Genomic DNA, 17,619 nt, shown 5'->3' with positions numbered 1-17,619 from the left:
CACGTTCCGCGGAGGAACGCCCGCCGCCCGAGGTGAATTGCCGCGGAATCACGCCCCTTCCAGGAGGTACAGGATGCGACGCTTCACCCGGCGGGAGGCGCTCGCCACCGCTGCGAGCGCGACGACCGCCGCTGCCCTCGCTGGCCACGCGACCGCGCAGCCATCCGGTACCGGCGGAGCGGGAGGCCGGCAGACCGCGAATGGGCGGATGTACGAGATCCGCTCCGGACGGCAGCGGGCGGTGATCGCCGGGGTGTCGGCGACGCTGCTGTCGTGGCAGGTCGACGGCGCGGAGATGCTTCTGACGCACACAGCCGACGAGGTCGGCGAGGGCTTCCAGGGCAAGACGATCCTTCCGTGGCCGAACCGCATCGACCACGGCCGTTACACCTTCGGCGGCGAGGAGTTGCAGGTCGCGATCAACGAACCGAAGCGTGATGCGGCTCTGCACGGGCTGATGAGCTTCGTGGAGTGGCAGCCGGTGCGGCACCGCGCCGACGGCGTGGTCCTGGAGTACCTGCTGCCGCCGGACTACGGCTACCCGTTCCGGCTGACGTTCCGCATCGAGTACGCAGTGGACGATTCCGGGGTGCGCAGCACGCTCAGCGCGATGAACGTCGGCGACAGCGCCGCGCCGTTCGGCACCGCGAACCACACCTACCTCGCCGCTGGCGGGGCCCGCATCGACGACATCGTCTTCGAGCTGCCCGCGGACGCCTACTACGTGGTCAACGACCGGCTGATCCCGACCGGTACTGCCCTGGTCGAGGGCACCGAGTACGACTACCGGTCACCGCGGCGGATCGGACCGACCGAAATGGACACCGCGTTCACCGGGCTGCGCCGCGGATCCGACGGCAACGCCGTGGTGCGGTTCGCCCGCCCGGACGGCGCGACCGCCGAGCTCTGGGTCGACCGCACGCACGGCTACCTGCAGGTCTACACCGACGACAGCCCGTCGACCGACCGCCCGGCGCGGGCCGGGATCACCGTGGAGCCGATGACATGCGCGCCGAACGCGTTCGTCACCGGCGACGGCCTGATCACCCTGCGCCCGGGCGAAACCCACCGCGGTACCTGGGGTTACCGAATCGCGGGCTGACGGCGCGCCGGCTCCTACCGGCCGTCCACGCCGTGGGCCGCGGCGAGGTCGTCGAGCACCAGGTTGGCGGCCTGCACGCCGATGCCCGACATCCAGGTCTCGTCCGGTACCGGGAACACCCGGTTGTTGCGGACGGCTTTCATCCGCGTCCACAGCGCGCTGGACCCCACGGCCTTCTGCTGGGGTCTCCAGCTTGGGCGAGCCGGGCGGGCGGACCGGCGTGATCCCGGCCACCTTTTCCCGCAGGTAGCTTGGGAACGCCTCGCCGCCGGAGAGGTGCGGCTGGATCACGCCGACCGGCGTGCCGCCGAGCAGCGTCGCCGAGTCCATTTCGGCGGTGTCGAGCACGCCCACCCGCTCCGGCTTCTTCGGGACGGTCACGTCGCACTTGGCGATGGCGATGGTGCGTGGGAAGCGCGCGCCCGCATCAGTGGAGGATTCGCCGCGCGGCGCCACCGCAGGCCGTGGTCAGCGCCACCAGTCCGGCAGCGACGAACGCGCCCGTGGTGCGCGATCCGTCCTTGGATCATCGGTTCCTCTCCACCGGGGGACGAGCATCGACACCGCCGAAGCCGCCCGGCGGCGATCGGCGATCCGAAAGGGTACTTAGGCAAGGCTTCCTTGATCGAGCTGCTGGGTCTGTGTCGCTCGTCCCGCTTCGGGCCGTGATCGGCCGATTCACCGGCCAGTACAGTGACTAGGTGGCCGAGTACATCCAAATTCCGACTCCTGCCGGGAAGTTCGACGCACTGACCGCCGGTCCCGAGGACGGCCGCCCGGTGCTGTTGCTGCATGGCTTCCCGGAAGCGGCCGTGCAGTGGAGCGAGCAGCTGCCGGTGCTCGGCGGCGCGGAGTGCTTCGCGGTGGCGCCTGATCAGCGCGGCTACTCCCCCGGTGTGCGCCCGGAGCAGGTCGGCGACTACCGACTGGAAGAGCTCGTCGACGACGTGCTGGCGATCGCCGAACACTTCGGCTGGCAGCGCTTCGACCTGGTCGGCCACGACTGGGGCGCCGCCGTGGCATGGGCGACCGCCGCCGAGCACCCGGACCGGGTCCGCACCCTGACCGCGGTGTCGGTGCCGCACCTGGACGCGTTCGGCGAGGCGATGCGCACCGACGAGGACCAGCACCAGCGCTCGGCGTACATGCAGGCGTATCGGTCCTCCACAGCGGAGAAGGCCCTGCTGGAGGACAACGCCAAGAAGTTGCGGCAGATCTACTACCCGGGCGTGCCCCAGCACCACGTCGACGACTACGTGCAGCGGTTCACCGAGCCGGGGGCGTTGAAGGCGGCGCTGAACTGGTACCGCGCGCACCGCTTCGAGAAACACAAGATCGGCCCGATCAGCGTGCCTACGCTGTACGTGTGGAGCACCGAGGATGTTGCGGTCGGCTCGACGGCGGCGCTGGCCACAGCCGAGCACGTCACGGGCCCCTACCGCTTCGAGATGCTGGATGAGCTCTCGCACTGGATCCCGGAAGAAGCGCCCGAAACCCTCACCCGGCTCCTCCTCCAACACCTAGTCGCCCACCAGGACTGACCACCGAAACCGCCGCTTGACCTGCAGCGCGGTCCCTCGATCAGCGGCCGACCGGGCGCAGCTGAAGCCGACTACTCGCCGACGTCGCTGGGTAGCGCGTCGGAGAGGAAGGTAACGAAGTCGAGGCCGACGACCTCGAAGACCGACGGGTCGTGGCCGCCCGGGAGGACCGAGACCACCGGGGTGTTGGGGTATTCGTCGACCAGGCGGTTGATGCCTTCCAGGAACGGGTCCTCGTCTCCGGTCCACACACCGAGCGGCACGTCGCCGAGATCTCCCAGGCGGCGCAGCGGGTCCACTGCGGACCAGTCCTCCTCAGTGGCGAAGGTTTCCTTCTCCCGCATGCTTTCCCAGCTCACCTGCAGCGCCGGGGCGAGGGCCGCGACCGCCGCGACCGGGTGACCGGCGAGGTTGCGGTCGGCGGCGTAGTTCAGCGCGCCGAAGCCGCCGGTGGAGATGCCCGCGACCGCGAAGGGCCGGCCGCCGGCGTCGCCCATGCCGCGCTCCTGCAGCCAGCGCGGGAGTTCGCCGTGGAGCAGGGCGGCCAGGTCACCGTTGGCCGATCCGTCGTTCCAGTACGGGTTGTAGCCCCCGTCGACTACGGCGAAGCCGAAGGCAGGGATGGAGCCCTCTCGGTACAGCCGTTCCAGCGACGCGAGCGTGTCGTAGGGGATCGGGGTCGGCCAGACGCCGTCGCGGCCGTGCAGGTAGAGCACCATCGGCAGGTCCGCAGTGGACTCCAGCCCATCCGGGTACGCGAGGTAGAGCTGCACCGGAGCCCGGCGGTGCTCCGAGTACACGTACTCGGTGCGGATCACCGGCATGTCCTGTTCGGACAGCGCCGGCTCCACCACCGGGGCCGGTGACGACGCGTCGTGAAGTGGCGGCGCTGCGCAACCGGCCATGCCTGCGGCCAGCAGCACCGCCATCAGCAGGCGGCGGAAGATTCGTTCGCGCACCACGTCTCCTCCACGGTCCGGTTGGTCCAGTTCGACACTTTAGGACCTGTTTCCGAAAATATTTCGCGTGGGTGGCCGCTTAGCGGAGACACCGGCGATATCCGGGCGGACGTGCCTGACCAGGACCGTTATCGGCGAAGGGCGTCCGAGAAACTACGGGCGCGCCAGTTGGCGGCAGTTTCGCCACCTCGGAGGCAGTGCCGTGGAACAGCCTTCGCAGCCCCCGCTGTGCGCTTGCTCGGGCGTCGGGTGGCGGCGAACAGGGCAGCGAGACCCGTCCATGCGGACGGCATCGGAGCGAGATTGCTCAGGAGTGGAACGTGAAGGGTCCCGAGAGCCTGCTGGCCACGGCGATCGCGGCCGGCATCCAGGTCTGCTTCGGCAACCCCGGCACCACCGAGATCCCCCTCGTCGAGGCGTTCGACCAGTTCCCCGGCGTGCGCGCGGTGCTGGCGCTGTCCGAAGGCGTGGTGACCGGCGCTGCCGACGCCTACGCGCGCCTGACGGGCATCCCCGCGATGACGCTGCTGCACCTGGGACCCGGATTCGCCAACGGCATCGCGAACCTGCACAACGCGCGTCGCCCATGATCAACATCGTCGGCGAGCACGCCACCTGGCACCAGCCCGCCGACGCCCCGCTGAACAGCGACATCGAGTCCCTGGCCCGGCCGGTGTCCGGCTGGGTCGGCCGCACCACCTCGGCGGCCAGCACCGCCGTCGAGTTCGTCGAGGCGTACCAGGCAACGCTCTAGCAGCGGCTGCCCCGCCACCCTCCTCGCCGCAGCCGACCACATGTGGGGCGAGGGCGGCATGCCCTCGGAGGTCCCGGCCGCGCCGGGTCGGCCCGTGGTCGACGACCAGCAGGTCGCCGCGATCGCGAAGCTGTTGTCCACCGGCCGCAGGCGGCGACCGGACCTGCTGCTGGGCGGGCACTCGCTGAGCGCCGAAGGCATCCGCACCGCGGCACGCATCGCGGCGGTCGTCGCTGCCGAGGTCCTGGCCGAGCGCTCGCCCGCGCGCATCGAACGCGTCCGGAGGATGTGATCAAGGCCCTCGACGGGTTCTCGCACCTGGTCCTGGTCGGCGCGCGGACGGCGGTGGCGTTCTTCGGGTACCAGGGCATGCCCAGCTTCCCGCTACGCAACGACCTCAAGGTGCGCACCCTGGCCGACACCGACCAGGACGCCGTCGAAGCACTACGCGCGCTGGCGGATGCGACCGACAGCGCGGCGGCCGATCTGACCAGCGGCGAGCGGCCGGGGGTGCAGGCCCCGGAGGGGCCGCTGACGGCGGCGAGCGCCGCTGCCGCGCCGCCGCACACCGAGCTGACGAACACCGGTGGGCGCGATCGGCATGGGCATGCCGGCGGCCCCGGGCGCCGCGATCGCCTGCCCGGACCGCGCTGTGATCAATTTCCAGGCCGACGGCAGCGCCGCCTACACCGTCCAGACGCTGTGGACCCAGGCCGCGAGAGCCTCGACGTCACCGCGGTGATCTGCGCGAACTCTCGCTACCGGATCCTGGAAGCCGAGTTCCAGCGGGCGGGCATCCCCGAGCCGGGCACGGCGGCGGCGAGCATGACCAGCCTGGCCGAGCCCGCTGTGGACTGGACGGCACTCGCGCGAGGCTTCGGCGTGCCCAGCAGTCGAGCCACCACCGGGGAGGAGCTGCTCGACGGGCTCCGCAAGGCACACACCGAACCATGCCCCCATCTGATCCAAGCCGTGCTGTAGCGCCTGGTGATTTCGCGCGACGCCAGCGCACCAGGTGGCTCGGGTGCCTGGGGTGGGAGCCGACCGTGAGTCCCTTCGGACGTGGGCCCAAAGGGACTCACGGACCCCCAGTCATCAACCCGCGACGAGCATCCGCTCGTCGTCGAGCAAGCCGTGGCGCATCGCTAACGACGCCGCCTCCAGCCTGGAGTGCACCCCGAGTTTGGTCAGCACCGACTGCACGTGCGTCCGCACCGTCGTCGGCGCCACCCCCAGTTGCTTGGCCATAGCCGTCGTGTGGGCCCCGTCGGCGAGCAGCCGCAGGCATTGCCGTTCCCGCGCGGTCAGGTGCGATGCGAGCCGCAGGGCGTCCGTGGTGCCGGCCAGGCGGGGCGCCCGCGAGGCCGCCAGCTCGACCACGGCCTCACCGTCCATGACCCCGCGAATCGCCCCGGCCAACACCGACAGCCCGCACATCTTGTTCACGTACCCCGCAGCCCCCTTGGCCAGCGCATCGCGCATGCCCCGGACGTCACTGTCGGCGGTGAGCACGAGGAGCCTCGTTCTCCCACCTGCGTTGAGGATCTCGCCGATCGCGTCCAGTCCGTCGCCATCGCCGAAGTAGCGGTCCAGCAGGCAGACGTCGGGCTGGTGCTCGCGGACCGCCTCGACGACGCCTGCCATGTCGTGGGCTGTTCCCACGACGTCGCAACCGTGCCGCGGCAGCGTCGCGACCAGCGCATCGACGAAGATCACGTGATCGTCGCCGAGTACCAAATCGACCATGTTCTCGTTCCCCCCGCTCAGGCCACGCAGCCGGACGGGAACATCAGCACGGCGCACGTGCCCCGGCATGGCTCCGAGTCGATCTGCAAGTCGGCTCCGCAGCGCTGCGCCAGCGCCAGCACGATGCCCAACCCGAGCGATGACGCGCCCTGCGGTCCCTCGCCGAAACCCGGCCCGTCGTCAGTGATCTCGACGCGCACCTCGCCGAGCTCGCCGCGGCGAACCGCCACCGCGACCCGGCCACCGCGCCCGGCGGCGCGCACCGCGTTGTCCAGCAGGTTCGACACCATCCGCCACAGCAGCGTCTGGTCGGTGCGCATCCGGACGTCCTCGTCGGCGTGCAGCGAGATCTCGGCCTGCCCGGACAACGATTTCACCGCGACGAGCTGGGTCAGCAGTTCGTGCGGCGCGAAGAGCTCCTCGCTCGGCTGCCCGGCCCGCCGGGCCACCAGCTCCAGCAGCCGGTCCAGCTCCAGTTCCATCAGTTGCAGCCGGTGCGCCGCATTGCTGGGCAACGCCGGGTCGCCGCGCAACCCGTCCGCGAGATAGGACAGCGTCGCAAGACCGTGCCCGAGATCGTGCAGCAGGCTGTGCAACTCCGCGCCACCTCGCGAACCTGGGCTCCGCTGGTGTCCAGGTACCCTCGCCGAATCGGTAATCGTGTGCACCGCGACTCCTCTCCCCCCAAACGGCAGTCTGTGCTACCCGGCAAATCGGATGCGGCGGGCGCGGCGTTGCACCTGCTACACGAAGGGGACCTCGACTACTCCACGTGCAGCAGGCGTCCGCACCACAGGCGCGGGGAAGTACTGTTCCTGCGGTAACCCCGCTACCGTCGGTCACTGACGCGTTGCGCAGGACGTTTCGAAACCCGTTTTCAGGTACGGGTTCCGTACGCCCCGACGAGTGCGTCTGCCAGAGTCGATGTCCGGTAGCGGTCGTCCAACCGGGAGCGGGCCGTCGTGGCGAGCCGGTCGGCGACGTCGGGCGAGTCCAACAGGTGCGCCACCGCCGCGGCCAGCAGTTCGGGGTGCCGGGGCGGCACTAGCAGCCCGGTCTCGCCGGGAGCGACCACATCGCTGACCGCGTTGACGGTGGTGGCCACCACCGGCACACCGCACACCATCGCTTCGACGACGGCCAGCGGCAGGCCCTCGTACCGGCTGGGCAGGGCGAACACGTCGAATGCGGGCAGCAGTTCCGCGACGTCGTCGCGCTCGCCCACCAGCACGACGCGAGCCCCGCTCGCGGCTATGCGCGAGCGCATCCGCTCGGTCAGCTCTCCTCCGCCAATCCACACCCCGACCACGTCCGGTCGGTCCAGCAGGCGCAGCGCGGTGACAAAGTCCTCCGGCGACTTCTGGAAGGTCAGCCGCCCCACCGCACCGACCACGACATCCGTCGGTGCCAGCCCGAGCTCCTGCCGGGCGCGCTGCCTGGTCCGGTCGGTGCGCAACGGCGCCTCTTGCTCGACGGGCACGCCGATGGTGCGGATTCGATCCGGGGCGATCAGCCCGCGCCGCAGCGCCTCGACCGCCACTCCGGTGCCCACGCACAAGGCAAGGTCGGTGATCCGCCCGAGGCCACGTTCGATCTCGACGTAGCCGCGTCGCCGCAACCCGCTCTGGAACTGGTGGAACGGAAACCCGTGGTAGGTGTGCACGATCCGGTCGACGCCAGCCCGGCGCGCAGAGATCCGGCCAACGGCACCGGCTTTCGAGCAGTGGGTGTGCACGACGTCGAAGCGGCGCCGTTTCAGCAACGCCGTCAGGCGGTGCAGGGCGAGGAGGTCATGGCGCGGTGAGATGGGCGCGCGCAGCGCGGGCTCCACGATCACCTCCAGCCCGGCGCCTTCGGCTTCTGCCAGCAGCCGGCCGGACCCGGTGATCACCGCGACCTGGTGCGTGGCCGGATCCAGCGCCTTGGCCCCGCGCAGGACCATCACCCCGGCGCCGCCTTCCAGGCGCGTGATCACCGTAGCCACCCGCAAGGGCTCCGCGCTCACCGCTCGGCGGTCCCGTCCGCGTCGCCGTCCGCGCGCAGCCCGGCGGCGCGAGCAACGCTGACCGCCTCCAGCTGGCTGTGCACCCTGAGTTTGGCCAGGATGCTGCGGGTGTGGGTGCGGACGGTCTCGGTGGAGATCAGCAGTTCCTTGGCGATCTGCGCACCCCTCTTGCCTGCGACCATGCCTGCGAGCACGTCCCGCTCGCGGTCGCTGAGCACGTCCAGCGGCCCGTTGCGCTGCCCCGCTCGCACAGCGTCCTCGCGCAATCCGCGCAGCACGGCGCCGAGCAGTTCCGGCGGGTACCAGCTGTGCCCGCGGGGCACCCAGCGCAGCACCTCGGTGAGGCCCTCGACGCCGCGTTCCTTCGGCACCCAGGCCGCCGCACCGGCCCGTGCGGCGTCGAGGGCCTGCCGAGCATCGCGGCTCCCGGTCAGCACCACGATTCCCACGGCGGGTCGGACTTTCCGCAAGCGTCGCACCATGCGCCCGGCGCCGACCTGTTCCACGTCGACCGTGATCACGTCCGGCCGGGACTGCCGCACCACGTCGGGCAGTCGCGGGTCGCTGGTCTGGCAGTGGCCCACGACCCACAGGTCGGGCACCTCCGCCAGCCGGGCGCTGAGAGCCTCGGCCAGCATGAGGTGGTCGTCCACCATGAGTAACCGCACCACGTCCACAGTCCCAGCTTGACGCCACCGGGTCGACGAGACCTCTCCCAACTGCACGAGAGCACCCTCCCGCGTGAAGCGCACCTTTGCCCTGCCCCGTCTGCGCCTCCGCGGATTTCCGCAATTTCCATTTGAAATCGAAGATTCGATTTCAAATGGAATTGCGACACCACTTGCTCCGGGCGGACTTGGAATGACGCGTCGAGGAACTCCTTGGATGCCCTCTCCCTCACTTGATCGGGGTAGTGCGCGGGGTGACGGGCGCGTCGATGGTGCGGCGGTCGGGGCTGCGCCACCGTCCAGAGGACTTCGACAGCCACGCCGCCGGTATCGCATACAGCGCGATCCCAGCGTCCAGCACTCGTAGCGCCAGGAAGAAGCACGCGAACAGCAGGAACCTCGGCTGCCGCTGCAACACCGCGACTATGCACGTCAGCACCAGATCCGGGACCACCACACCGACGAACAACGTCGGCAGCGTCGCGAAACCGGCGACGAAGTCGTGCACCTCGTCCACGACAGGCACCGCGAGCAACCCATCGAACAGCAGGGGCACGAGCAGCGCCAGCGCCGCGAAGGGCAACAGCACCAGCATGAAGCTGCTGGCCAACATCTCCAACAGCAGCAACGCCAGCATCAGGCTGAACAGGTTGGCCCGCGGCGGGTGCAGCCGGACCGTCTGCCACAGGCCGAGCGCCCAGCGCTTGCACTGCTTCACGTAGTCCTTGAAGTTGCCCGGGTCCTGGGTGGCCGCCACTGCCGACGGCGTGAAACCGACCTTCCCCAGCCGTTTCTGGTACACCTCGAAGGTCATGTTGAAGTCCTCGATGACCAGCCCCGGCGGGTTGACCTCGATGCGCGGCAGCACCTCGGCGCGGTACATGCTGGCGAAGCCGGGCACGATATGGGTGGCGTTGACCCGCCGCCAGGTCTGGCCGAACTTCATCAGGTATTGGGTCATGGTGTAGATCCGCTGCCGGTGGAAGGCCACCAGCTTGCCGATCGGCCCGAGCGCGCGGTCCCGCCACGACGTCCTGACGCAGCCCGCCACCGCGACGACCGCGGGATCGTCGAACAGCGGGAGCGCCGCCCGGAAGTAGCCGGGCTCGACGTGCGTGTCGGCGTCCAGCAGCATCACGACCTCGAAGCGATCGACCAGCCCGAACCGGCGGATCGCCTCCTGCAGCGCGCCGGCCTTGCCGACGTTGCGCGCCGTGCTGATCACGTGCACCCCGCACCCTTTCGCGAGTTCCACCGTGCGGTCGGTCGAGCCGTCGGAGACCACGTGCACGTTCTCCGGCGGCACGAGGGCAGTGATCGCCTTGATGCTGTCGACGATGACTTGTTCCTCGTTGTGGGCTGGCATCAGCACCGCGACGTCCTCGACGCCCACCCGTGTCGGCGAGTCGTGGCGGTGCTGCCGGTCCCGACTGACCACGACTCGCTGGCCGGACACCGAAGTCGCGCCCCGTTGCTGCCACCAGCGCTGCGTCGAGGAGTCGAGCAGGCGCATCAGCCCGATCAAGCCCCACAGCGTGAAGTTGGTGCCGAACACCGCGATGGCCAGCACCCACCAAGGAATCATCCCGCGCTCCAAAGTAGACGAATCGCTTGCGGTGTCATTGCGCGTTGTCCAGCGGCAGGCTCTGCCGCAGCTCCCGCCACGTTTCGGTGTCCTCGTAGCCGAACATCCACAGGTAGACACCGCGAATGCCGGAGCCGCGCGCCGCCTCGAACTTCGCCTTGGAGCTGGCGGCGTTCTCGAACCACACCTCGTGCTCCCGCCCCTGCTCGTCGGCGTAGCGGAACCACGGCGACTGCGTCAGCCTGTCGTAGTTGACCTTCGCGCGGTGCTCGGTGGACAGCTGGAACGCCTTCAGCCAGGTCACCGCGGTGCCGTTGCCGTCCACCCAGTCGTAGCCGTTCAGCGGCACGCCGAGCACGATTCGCTCGGGCGGGATCTGGGTCTTGGCGTAATTCAGCGTTTCCCGGACCCAGGTGATCGGCGCGACCGGGCCGGGCGCCGAGGTGCCCCAGTGGTAGTCGTAGCCCATCAGCCGGACCTCGTCGGCCGCCCTGCCGATCGCGGCGTAGTCCTGTGCCACGTTGCGCTCGTCATATCCGGCGTCGGAGGCCTTCGCGAACACCGCCACCGCCAGCGTCTTCCCTTCATGGTCCAGGGTCTTGCCCAGTTCGGTGATGAAGTCGGTGAAGACCTGCCGGTCGCCGGCGCGCAGGTTCTCGTAGTCGATGTCGATGCCGGAGTAGTCCTCGCGCTTGACGAGCTCGACGATCTCGTCGATGTGGGCTCGCCGCCTCGCCGGGTCGTGCAGCATCTTGGCGACCGGTTCGTAAGCCCATTTGCCGTCGGTGATGTTGGCCAGCGACGGCACGATCGGGATGCCCGCCGCCCGCAGCTGCCCAATCTGCCTGCCGACCTCCGCCGTCTGCTCCCGCGGGTACTGGTTGGCCAGCCGGCCGTCCTGGCTCAGCCCGTAGATCCAGGGCGAGACCTCGTTGACCGCCTGCCGGTTCTGGGTCACCATCGACGTGCCGTTGTTCAGGTTCCAGAACGGTAGCGATGCGACGGCCAGCGAGCCGGGCTGCGGTGGTCCTCCGCCGCGCGGCACCAGCATCATCACGACGAGCACCACCGCCACCGCGATCAACGCCAGGAACCAGATCGACCCGCCGAGCCGGCTGAAAGTCCGGGCCCGGCCCGCCGGGGTGTCCGATGTGAATGGTTGGGATCCGCGGGGTGATCGCGCGCTCGCCGCGGGCCGAACCCATTCCATGAGCCGGCGCATCGTGTCGGTCTTCTGCCGCATGTGGCCCTCCGCACCTCAAGCCGTCACGGGCTGTCCGGCTCGCACCTGCTCGTCGATCACATCGCGGATGATGTCCTCGAGCGTGCGCTCCGGTCGGAAATCGATCAGCTCGCGCGCGCGGGAACAGTCCGGGACGCGACGTTGCAGGTCTTCGTACCCCGGCCCGTACGCCTCCTCGTAGGGGACCTGGATGGTGCCGCTGGACGAGTCGGTCATCGCGATGATCCGGGCCGCTAGCTCCTCGATGGACACCTGCTCGGTGTTGCCGAGGTTGACCGCCATGCCCTGCGCCCGGTCCAGCAGCGCCAGCCGCACCAGCGCGGGCACCGCGTCGGCGACGTGGCAGAAGCAACGGATCTGCTTACCGGTGCCGAAGATCGTCACCGGTCGGCCCTGCAGCGCCTGCGCGACCAGCCGCGGGATGACCATGCCGTACCGGCCGCTCTGCCGCGGCCCGACTGTGTTGAACAACCGCACGATGACGGCCCTGAGCCCGAGCTCCCGCACGTAGTTGTGGGTGATGCTCTCGTCGATGGCCTTGGCCTCGGAGTAGGTCCAGCGCGATTTCAGCGGCGAGCCGATGATCCGGTCGTCGCCCTCGGAAAGCCCGACCTTGTCGTTCTTGCCGTAGATTTCGCTGGTGGAGGCGACCAGCACCCGCGCGTCGTGCCGCAGGGCGGCGTCCAGCACGTTCTCGGTGCCGTGGATGTTGGTCAGCAGCCCCTGCAGGGTGCGTTCCTGGATGACGAACGCACCGACGGCGGCGGCCAGGTGGAATACCACGTCCGCGTCGGCCATCACCTCGTCGACCAGGGCCCCGTCCAGGATGCTGCCCTGCACCATCCGCAGGTTCGGGTCGCCGACCGGGAGGTTCTCGACACGCCCGGTGCTCAGGTCGTCGAGCCCGATCACCTGGTGGCCTTCCGCAAGAAGCCGTTCGACCAGGTGGGATCCGATGAAACCGGCTGCGCCGGTGACCATTGCGCGCATCACGACCTCCCCACCGGTACGGCGCCGCCGCGCCGCTGCCACAGCCGCGCGTACAGGTCGTCGATGCGGTCGGTGATCGCCTCGATGCCGTAGGCACGGCGGATCGCGGGCTCGTCGGCGCGCGGCCGGGCGGCCAGGATCTCGGAGGCGATCTCCGCGCGCATCCGCTCCGCGTTGCCGGGCACCTGGCGGGCCCGGTCGGTCTCGATGCCGATCAGCGCCGGGCAGGTGGTGTAGAGCACCGGGATGCCGTTGGCCATCGCCTCCAGCACGGACAGACCGAAGGTCTCCTGCTCGGAGGAGGCTATGAACAGATCCAGCGCGGACAGCATCGCGGCGACGTCGTGGCGCTGCCCGGCGAAGATCACGTGCTCGGCGACGCCGTGCTCGCGGGCCAGCGACTCCAGCCGCGCCCGGTCCGGCCCGTCGCCGACGATCAACAGCTTGGTCTCCTGGCCAAGCATCGGGGCCATCGAGTCGATCACCAGGTTGAAGCGCTTGTTCGGGTCCAGGCGACCGAGCACGCCGACCACGTAGGCCTCGTCGCTGATCCCGTGCTCGCGGCGCACCCGGGCGCGCGCGGCCCCGTCGAACTCGACCCGGCCGAAGTCGACGCCGTTGGGGATGACGGTGATCTTGCGCGCGGGCATGCCCCAGTTGCGCAACCGCTCCGCGACGGTCTCGGACACCGCGATGGTGGCGTCCGAGCACAGGTCGGTGCCCAGGTAGAGCGCCCGGACCCCGAAGGTCATGCGGCGGCGCTCCAGATGGGTCTCGCCAATGGAGTGCTCGGTGGAAACCACGACCTTGGTGCCGGCCAGCCGGGCCGCGAGCCGCCCGTACACGCACGCCCGGTACAGGTGGGTGTGCACCACGTCGTAGCGGCCTTCGCGGATCACGTCGCGCAGCCGCAGCACGGCGCCGACCTGGGTGTTGTGGGTCATGCCGAGGTCGCGCACCCGCACCCCGTCGCCAGTGATCATCTGGGCTACGTCGCCTGGGTTGTACAGCGAAACCACGTCGGAGTCGTGCTTGGTGTGCTGCAGGATCGACCGCAGCTGCAGTTCGGCACCGCCGACACCGAGCCCGGTGATCACGTGCAATACCTTCATTGCTTCCCCCATTTGGTCTTCCGAGTCATTTCTCGCAGCGGCGCGGGCGTTGGCGTCGAGTTCCGGCCGCCCGCAGGACGATCGCGGCAGTGCGGGCCACGATCACGGCGTCCCACCACGGCGACCAGTACTCGATGTACTGGTTGTCGAACCGCGCCCGGTCCGGGATGGATGTGTCGCCATGCAGGCCCTGCACCTGCGCCCAGCCGGTCATTCCGCCGCGCATCCGCTGCCGGTCGGCGTAGCGCGCGATCTCCCGACCGAACCGCACCGCGTAGTACGGCCTCTCCGGGCGGGGCCCGACCAGCGACATGTCGCCGCGCAGCACGTTGACCAGCTGCGGCAGCTCGTCGAGGTGCGTGCCGCGCAGCCAGCGTCCAAGCGAGGTGCACTGGTCGGCGGTCACCGACCAGGGCTGCCCGAGATCGCCGTTGACGGTACGGAGCTTGATGACCTCGCTGGTCCGCCCGGTTCGGGTCACGCGCAGCTGGCGGAAGAACGTCTTCTTGCCGCCACCGCTGACCGCGACCAGCGCAGCCAACGCCAGCAGCAGCGGCCCCAATACCAACAGCATCAGCACGCTTAGGACGATGTCGGAAGCGCGCTTGACCAGCGCGCCCGCGCGACTGTGCCCGAAGCTGCGCAGCCGGATCAGCGGCACGCCCCAAAGCTCGTCCATGCTGGCGCGCGGCAACGCCATGCCCAGCTCGTGCAGCCGAGGCACGACGCAGACATCCGCCGGTAGCGGGCGGCAAGCGCGGATCAAGGTGACCAGGTCCGAGTCGTCTGAGCACACGATCACCCGCGTGATGCGCTGCGTGGCAAGGATTTCCGCCAACCCGCTCGGCTGGGCGAGCAACCGGGGCCGCAGCCCGAACTCGGGATGGTCGGCCGCCAGCTCGGCGATTTCCCCGGCCAGCGCGTTGGATCCGACGATCAGCGTCGGCTCGTTCAGCAGCCCGCGCCGATACCCGCCGCGTAGCACCGAGTACAAGCCACCGCGAGCCACGAGCAGGCCGGCCAACGCCGAAGCGGCCATCAGGAGCAGCGCATCGCCGGAGTGCCACGGCAGCAGCATCACCAGGGGTGCACCGGCCGCGACCGCGAGCTGCGGCAGCTGGTCCGACACCCGCAGGCAGATCCGCAGCCGGTGCTGGCCTTGCGCGGCCAGCACCACCAGCGCCGCCAGCGCGAACCCCGCACCTAGCAGCCAGTGCACGCCGACCACCGGGATCAGCACCACCAGCACTGCGATGTCTACCGCTGGCAGCAACCAGCCCCCGACCTGCCGCGGCACCCGCAGCCCGTGGCCGCTCTCGGCGAGCGGCCACGGCTGCGCTACGGCGTGATCGGTCACGCTCATCCGGCACCCCCGACGACCACCGGCCTCGCCGTGGTCGCGTCGATCCGGGCGGTCATCATCCGAACCGCGTAGTCGGCGCCGTAGACGAACCGCATGACCGGCCCGTGGCTCGGCGCCACCAGCGGCCCGGCGAAGTACAGGCCCGGCACCGACGACTCGAAGTCCTTGCCGACGTGCGGCGTTCCATCGATCGTGCGGACGGCCGACCGCAGTCCGACCGACAGCATCGGCAGCCGGGTGATCTCCGGCGGGTAGCCGGTGGCGCAGATGACGTGGTCCGCGGTGAACTCGCGGACCTCGCCACCGACGCGCACCCCGAGCCGCACCTGGTCACCGGTGGCCTTGGCCCAGTCCAGCCGGTGCCCGACGTGCACCGGGAAGCGGCCCTCGACCCGCTCACGCAGCCACCAGCCCCCGGCCGGCCCGAGCGCGGTGCGCGCCCGGTAGATCCTGGTCGCCCTCGGCAAGTGCCGGAACACCTTCGGGTGCTCGGAGTAGAACCACGTGGACAGCCCCGAACCGAGCCCGGCCTCCGGCTCTCGCATCCGACTCCACAACTGACGATCCGGGAGCAGCGGTTTCCCGTTCCACGCGATGCTCGGCGCGCGCGCCACCAGCCGCGCGTTGGCACCGTTTTCGTGCAGCAGCGCCGCAGTCTCCAGCGCGGACTGCCCGGCGCCCACGACGATCACGTCCTGACCGTCGAAGGAGCTTAGGTCGTCGTGCACCGAGCTGTGCGTGCAAAGCTCGGCGGGCAGCTCGGAGAACACTCCCGGGATCCGCGCGAAGTACTCGACGCCGACCGCGACCACCACCTGGCTCGCCTCGACTCGCTCCCCGCTGCTCAACGTCAGCTCGAACCGGCCCGGCCGCTGCTCGATGTCGCAGACCAGCTTCTCCTCCACGTCCAGGCCGCGGCCCTGTTGGAACCACTCGCCGTAGTCGACGAAGTTCTCCAGCGACACCGGCACGCCGTAGTCCGCATAGCGGCGCCCGGTCTCCAGGCAGAAGTTGCGCAGGGTGTGCGTGCCGTCCGGGTCGGACAGGTTCGAGGCGAAGCCCTGCGACTTCAGGTACATGCCGCGCGGCATGTGGGCACGCCACAGGTTCATCGGCAACCCGAACTGCCGGTAGGACAGGCCGACCCGGCGCAGGTGCGCCGCCAGCGACAAGCCGTAGGGCCCGGCACCGACGATGGCAACGTCAACGAGATCGCTCATCTGCACTCCTCGAACAGCCGCTTGCCGCGGCGTCTGGTCGGTTTCCCCAGGGCGTGATTGCGCCCCGGGACGTACTGGGGCTCGGCTAGCTCTGGATGGCGGGTTCGGCGGTGCAACGGCAACGGCCGGGCAACCGCACGGCAGACCATCCAGAGGCACATCAGGACGAACGGCAGCAGGTCGTCGCGGGCGAACCAGGCGGTCTCTTCCACGCCGCGCATCGACGACGCCCAGGACCGCAACCCCAATTCGCCGCGGCACAAGTACCGCAGCGCCGCGATCGGGTCGTAGTTCTCAACCAGGAACCGCCGGCCGACCGGCTGCCGACCCGCCGGGATCTCCTGCCCCGTGAGGTCCAGGTAGGACGCGAGCGCGACGTCCACGCCCGCGTCGTCGCGGAACAACCGGAACTGGGCGCCCAGCCGCGGGTTGAAGTCCAGCAGCTTGTAGTGCCGGTCGCGGGCGTCCCACCGGAAATCGAGGTCCACGATGCCGCTGAACGCCAACTGCTCCAGCAGCTTCGTGGATTCCTTCAGCAGAGCCTCGTTCTCCACGCAGCGCCCGAGGCTGGTCAGGCCCGCGTGCGCGGGATAGGAGCGCTCCTTGACGCCGGTGAAGGCCGGGCGGCACACCGACGAGTCGTCGCAATAGCCGTGGAAGAACCAGTCGTCGCCCGGCCCGCCCGGGATGAACTCCTGCAGCATCAGGCCGCCGACGGCGGCGTCCCCGCAGCGGCTGTAGAGCTCGGCCAGCTCCTCCTCATTGCCGACGATCGTGGTGCTGCGCACCTCGCCCGGTGTCCCGAGCCACGGCGCGGAGAGCTTCGCCACCAGCGGATACCCCACCTTGGCCGCGAATTCCAACGCCTCGTCCCACGCGCCGATCAGCGTCGCCTCCGCGCACGGCACGTCCAATCGGCGGCAGAGCTGGAACATCGAGTACTTCCCGGCCAATTGGCGCGGGAGATCGCGGGCCGGCTGGGCGAACCGGAAGTACGGCCGCAGCGGATCACCGTGCTCGGCCAGGAAGATCGCAGCCGCGTCGTCGGTGGGGATCAGCACCGACGGCCGGCCGATCCGATCGGCCAGCTCCGCGAGCCCGTCGCGGATCCGGTCGGTCTCCGCCGGATCCGGGCTCCACAGCCAACGCCCCCGCAGGTAGCGGGAATGCGCTGCCGGAGCCAGGGAATCCTCTTGCACGGCGTACACCGGCACCCCGACTCGGCCGAGGCTGCGGATCACCCCGAGTCCGCCATGGTGCATGACGTTCGGATCGAGTTTGAACACCACCGCAGGCGTGGACGTGTCAAACGGGAGCATCGGCGCCATCCC

At 69.9% G+C, this 17,619-nt stretch carries 19 protein-coding genes; 6 read left to right on the top strand and 13 right to left on the bottom strand.

From position 1 onward, the window contains the following. Window positions 1-73 precede the first annotated feature (73 nt). Window positions 74-1,102 carry an aldose 1-epimerase family protein gene (locus ACWDKQ_RS15755; protein ID WP_450139460.1) on the top strand — a complete coding sequence of 343 codons (1,029 nt, stop codon included), beginning with the start codon at window positions 74-76 and terminating at the stop codon, window positions 1,100-1,102. Between the two features lie 14 nt (window positions 1,103-1,116). On the opposite strand, the gene ACWDKQ_RS15750 is transcribed toward ACWDKQ_RS15755, so the two are convergent. Next, window positions 1,117-1,272, bottom strand: coding sequence for a hypothetical protein (locus ACWDKQ_RS15750; RefSeq protein WP_450139459.1), 156 nt, complete (start codon window positions 1,270-1,272; stop codon window positions 1,117-1,119). A gap of 531 nt (window positions 1,273-1,803) precedes the next feature. On the opposite strand from ACWDKQ_RS15750, the gene ACWDKQ_RS15745 reads away from it, so the two are divergent. Continuing rightward, entirely contained in the window at window positions 1,804-2,643 is an 840-nt protein-coding gene (locus ACWDKQ_RS15745; RefSeq protein WP_450139458.1) for an alpha/beta fold hydrolase, read from the top strand. A 71-nt stretch (window positions 2,644-2,714) separates the two neighbouring features. Here the strand turns inward: ACWDKQ_RS15745 and ACWDKQ_RS15740 are convergent, their stop codons facing one another. Beyond that, entirely contained in the window at window positions 2,715-3,602 is an 888-nt protein-coding gene (locus ACWDKQ_RS15740) for an alpha/beta hydrolase-fold protein (RefSeq protein ID WP_450139457.1), read from the bottom strand. Between the two features lie 320 nt (window positions 3,603-3,922). Here ACWDKQ_RS15740 and ACWDKQ_RS15735 point away from each other — a divergent pair, with 320 nt between their 5' ends. From ACWDKQ_RS15735 to ACWDKQ_RS15720, 4 genes are read left to right on the top strand one after another with little or no spacing between them, the layout of a single operon-like run. Next, window positions 3,923-4,192 (top strand): thiamine pyrophosphate-binding protein, encoded by a 270-nt coding sequence (locus ACWDKQ_RS15735; protein ID WP_450139456.1) that lies wholly within the window; start codon window positions 3,923-3,925, stop codon window positions 4,190-4,192. Beyond that, window positions 4,189-4,356 (top strand): hypothetical protein, encoded by a 168-nt coding sequence (locus ACWDKQ_RS15730; RefSeq protein ID WP_450139455.1) that lies wholly within the window; start codon window positions 4,189-4,191, stop codon window positions 4,354-4,356. Before ACWDKQ_RS15735 ends, ACWDKQ_RS15730 begins: the two co-directional genes overlap by 4 nt. A gap of 58 nt (window positions 4,357-4,414) precedes the next feature. After that, the gene (locus ACWDKQ_RS15725) at window positions 4,415-4,648 is read left to right on the top strand and encodes a hypothetical protein (RefSeq protein ID WP_450139454.1); all 234 of its coding nucleotides are present in this window, start codon (window positions 4,415-4,417) and stop codon (window positions 4,646-4,648) included. Then, entirely contained in the window at window positions 4,645-5,337 is a 693-nt protein-coding gene (locus ACWDKQ_RS15720) for a thiamine pyrophosphate-dependent enzyme (protein WP_450139453.1), read from the top strand. Before ACWDKQ_RS15725 ends, ACWDKQ_RS15720 begins: the two co-directional genes overlap by 4 nt. 114 nt (window positions 5,338-5,451) lie before the next feature. Here ACWDKQ_RS15720 and ACWDKQ_RS15715 read toward each other — a convergent pair whose 3' ends face one another. The 11 genes from ACWDKQ_RS15715 to ACWDKQ_RS15665 form a co-directional block, all read right to left on the bottom strand. Next, window positions 5,452-6,102 carry a LuxR C-terminal-related transcriptional regulator gene (locus ACWDKQ_RS15715; protein WP_450139452.1) on the bottom strand — a complete coding sequence of 217 codons (651 nt, stop codon included), beginning with the start codon at window positions 6,100-6,102 and terminating at the stop codon, window positions 5,452-5,454. 17 nt (window positions 6,103-6,119) lie between these two features. Further along, the gene (locus ACWDKQ_RS15710) at window positions 6,120-6,770 is read right to left on the bottom strand and encodes a sensor histidine kinase (RefSeq protein WP_450139451.1); all 651 of its coding nucleotides are present in this window, start codon (window positions 6,768-6,770) and stop codon (window positions 6,120-6,122) included. Between the two features lie 209 nt (window positions 6,771-6,979). Then, the gene (locus ACWDKQ_RS15705) at window positions 6,980-8,077 is read right to left on the bottom strand and encodes a glycosyltransferase (protein ID WP_450139450.1); all 1,098 of its coding nucleotides are present in this window, start codon (window positions 8,075-8,077) and stop codon (window positions 6,980-6,982) included. A gap of 26 nt (window positions 8,078-8,103) precedes the next feature. After that, window positions 8,104-8,832 carry a response regulator transcription factor gene (locus ACWDKQ_RS15700; RefSeq protein WP_450139449.1) on the bottom strand — a complete coding sequence of 243 codons (729 nt, stop codon included), beginning with the start codon at window positions 8,830-8,832 and terminating at the stop codon, window positions 8,104-8,106. Between the two features lie 172 nt (window positions 8,833-9,004). Then, window positions 9,005-10,360: a glycosyltransferase family 2 protein gene (locus ACWDKQ_RS15695; RefSeq protein ID WP_450139448.1), complete on the bottom strand. Its 1,356-nt coding sequence runs from the start codon at window positions 10,358-10,360 to the stop codon at window positions 9,005-9,007. 34 nt (window positions 10,361-10,394) lie between these two features. Further along, complete coding sequence (locus tag ACWDKQ_RS15690; protein WP_450139447.1) at window positions 10,395-11,603, bottom strand: glycosyl hydrolase family 18 protein; 1,209 nt, start codon at window positions 11,601-11,603, stop codon at window positions 10,395-10,397. Window positions 11,604-11,618: 15 nt separating this feature from the next. Beyond that, entirely contained in the window at window positions 11,619-12,593 is a 975-nt protein-coding gene (locus ACWDKQ_RS15685) for an NAD-dependent epimerase/dehydratase family protein (protein ID WP_450139446.1), read from the bottom strand. Next, entirely contained in the window at window positions 12,593-13,705 is a 1,113-nt protein-coding gene (locus tag ACWDKQ_RS15680; RefSeq protein ID WP_450139445.1) for a glycosyltransferase, read from the bottom strand. The genes ACWDKQ_RS15685 and ACWDKQ_RS15680 overlap by 1 nt, the downstream gene beginning before the upstream one ends. 25 nt (window positions 13,706-13,730) lie before the next feature. Then, window positions 13,731-15,068: a sugar transferase gene (locus ACWDKQ_RS15675; protein WP_450139444.1), complete on the bottom strand. Its 1,338-nt coding sequence runs from the start codon at window positions 15,066-15,068 to the stop codon at window positions 13,731-13,733. After that, window positions 15,065-16,288 (bottom strand): NAD(P)-binding domain-containing protein, encoded by a 1,224-nt coding sequence (locus ACWDKQ_RS15670; RefSeq protein ID WP_450139443.1) that lies wholly within the window; start codon window positions 16,286-16,288, stop codon window positions 15,065-15,067. The genes ACWDKQ_RS15675 and ACWDKQ_RS15670 overlap by 4 nt, the downstream gene beginning before the upstream one ends. Continuing rightward, entirely contained in the window at window positions 16,285-17,607 is a 1,323-nt protein-coding gene (locus ACWDKQ_RS15665) for a carboxylate--amine ligase (RefSeq protein WP_450139442.1), read from the bottom strand. Before ACWDKQ_RS15665 ends, ACWDKQ_RS15670 begins: the two co-directional genes overlap by 4 nt. Window positions 17,608-17,619: the final 12 nt, after the last annotated feature.

It is taken from the genome of Saccharopolyspora sp. NPDC000995 (assembly GCF_053599315.1).
Note: the sequence above shows the minus strand (reverse complement) of the source record. Positions and strands in the feature narration are given on the sequence as shown.

Bases quoted from the DNA above. Each gene is read 5' to 3' on its own strand.
- ACWDKQ_RS15755 (WP_450139460.1), top strand. From the start codon at position 74: ATGCGACGCTTCACCCGGCGGGAGGCGCTCGCCACCGCTGCGAGCGCG.
- ACWDKQ_RS15730 (WP_450139455.1), top strand. From the start codon at position 4,189: ATGATCAACATCGTCGGCGAGCACGCCACCTGGCACCAGCCCGCCGAC.
- ACWDKQ_RS15725 (WP_450139454.1), top strand. From the start codon at position 4,415: ATGCCCTCGGAGGTCCCGGCCGCGCCGGGTCGGCCCGTGGTCGACGAC.
- ACWDKQ_RS15715 (WP_450139452.1), bottom strand. From the start codon at position 6,102: ATGGTCGATTTGGTACTCGGCGACGATCACGTGATCTTCGTCGATGCG.
- ACWDKQ_RS15695 (WP_450139448.1), bottom strand. From the start codon at position 10,360: ATGATTCCTTGGTGGGTGCTGGCCATCGCGGTGTTCGGCACCAACTTC.
- ACWDKQ_RS15690 (WP_450139447.1), bottom strand. From the start codon at position 11,603: ATGCGGCAGAAGACCGACACGATGCGCCGGCTCATGGAATGGGTTCGG.
- ACWDKQ_RS15685 (WP_450139446.1), bottom strand. From the start codon at position 12,593: ATGCGCGCAATGGTCACCGGCGCAGCCGGTTTCATCGGATCCCACCTG.
- ACWDKQ_RS15680 (WP_450139445.1), bottom strand. From the start codon at position 13,705: ATGAAGGTATTGCACGTGATCACCGGGCTCGGTGTCGGCGGTGCCGAA.
- ACWDKQ_RS15675 (WP_450139444.1), bottom strand. From the start codon at position 15,068: ATGAGCGTGACCGATCACGCCGTAGCGCAGCCGTGGCCGCTCGCCGAG.
- ACWDKQ_RS15670 (WP_450139443.1), bottom strand. From the start codon at position 16,288: ATGAGCGATCTCGTTGACGTTGCCATCGTCGGTGCCGGGCCCTACGGC.
- ACWDKQ_RS15665 (WP_450139442.1), bottom strand. From the start codon at position 17,607: ATGCTCCCGTTTGACACGTCCACGCCTGCGGTGGTGTTCAAACTCGAT.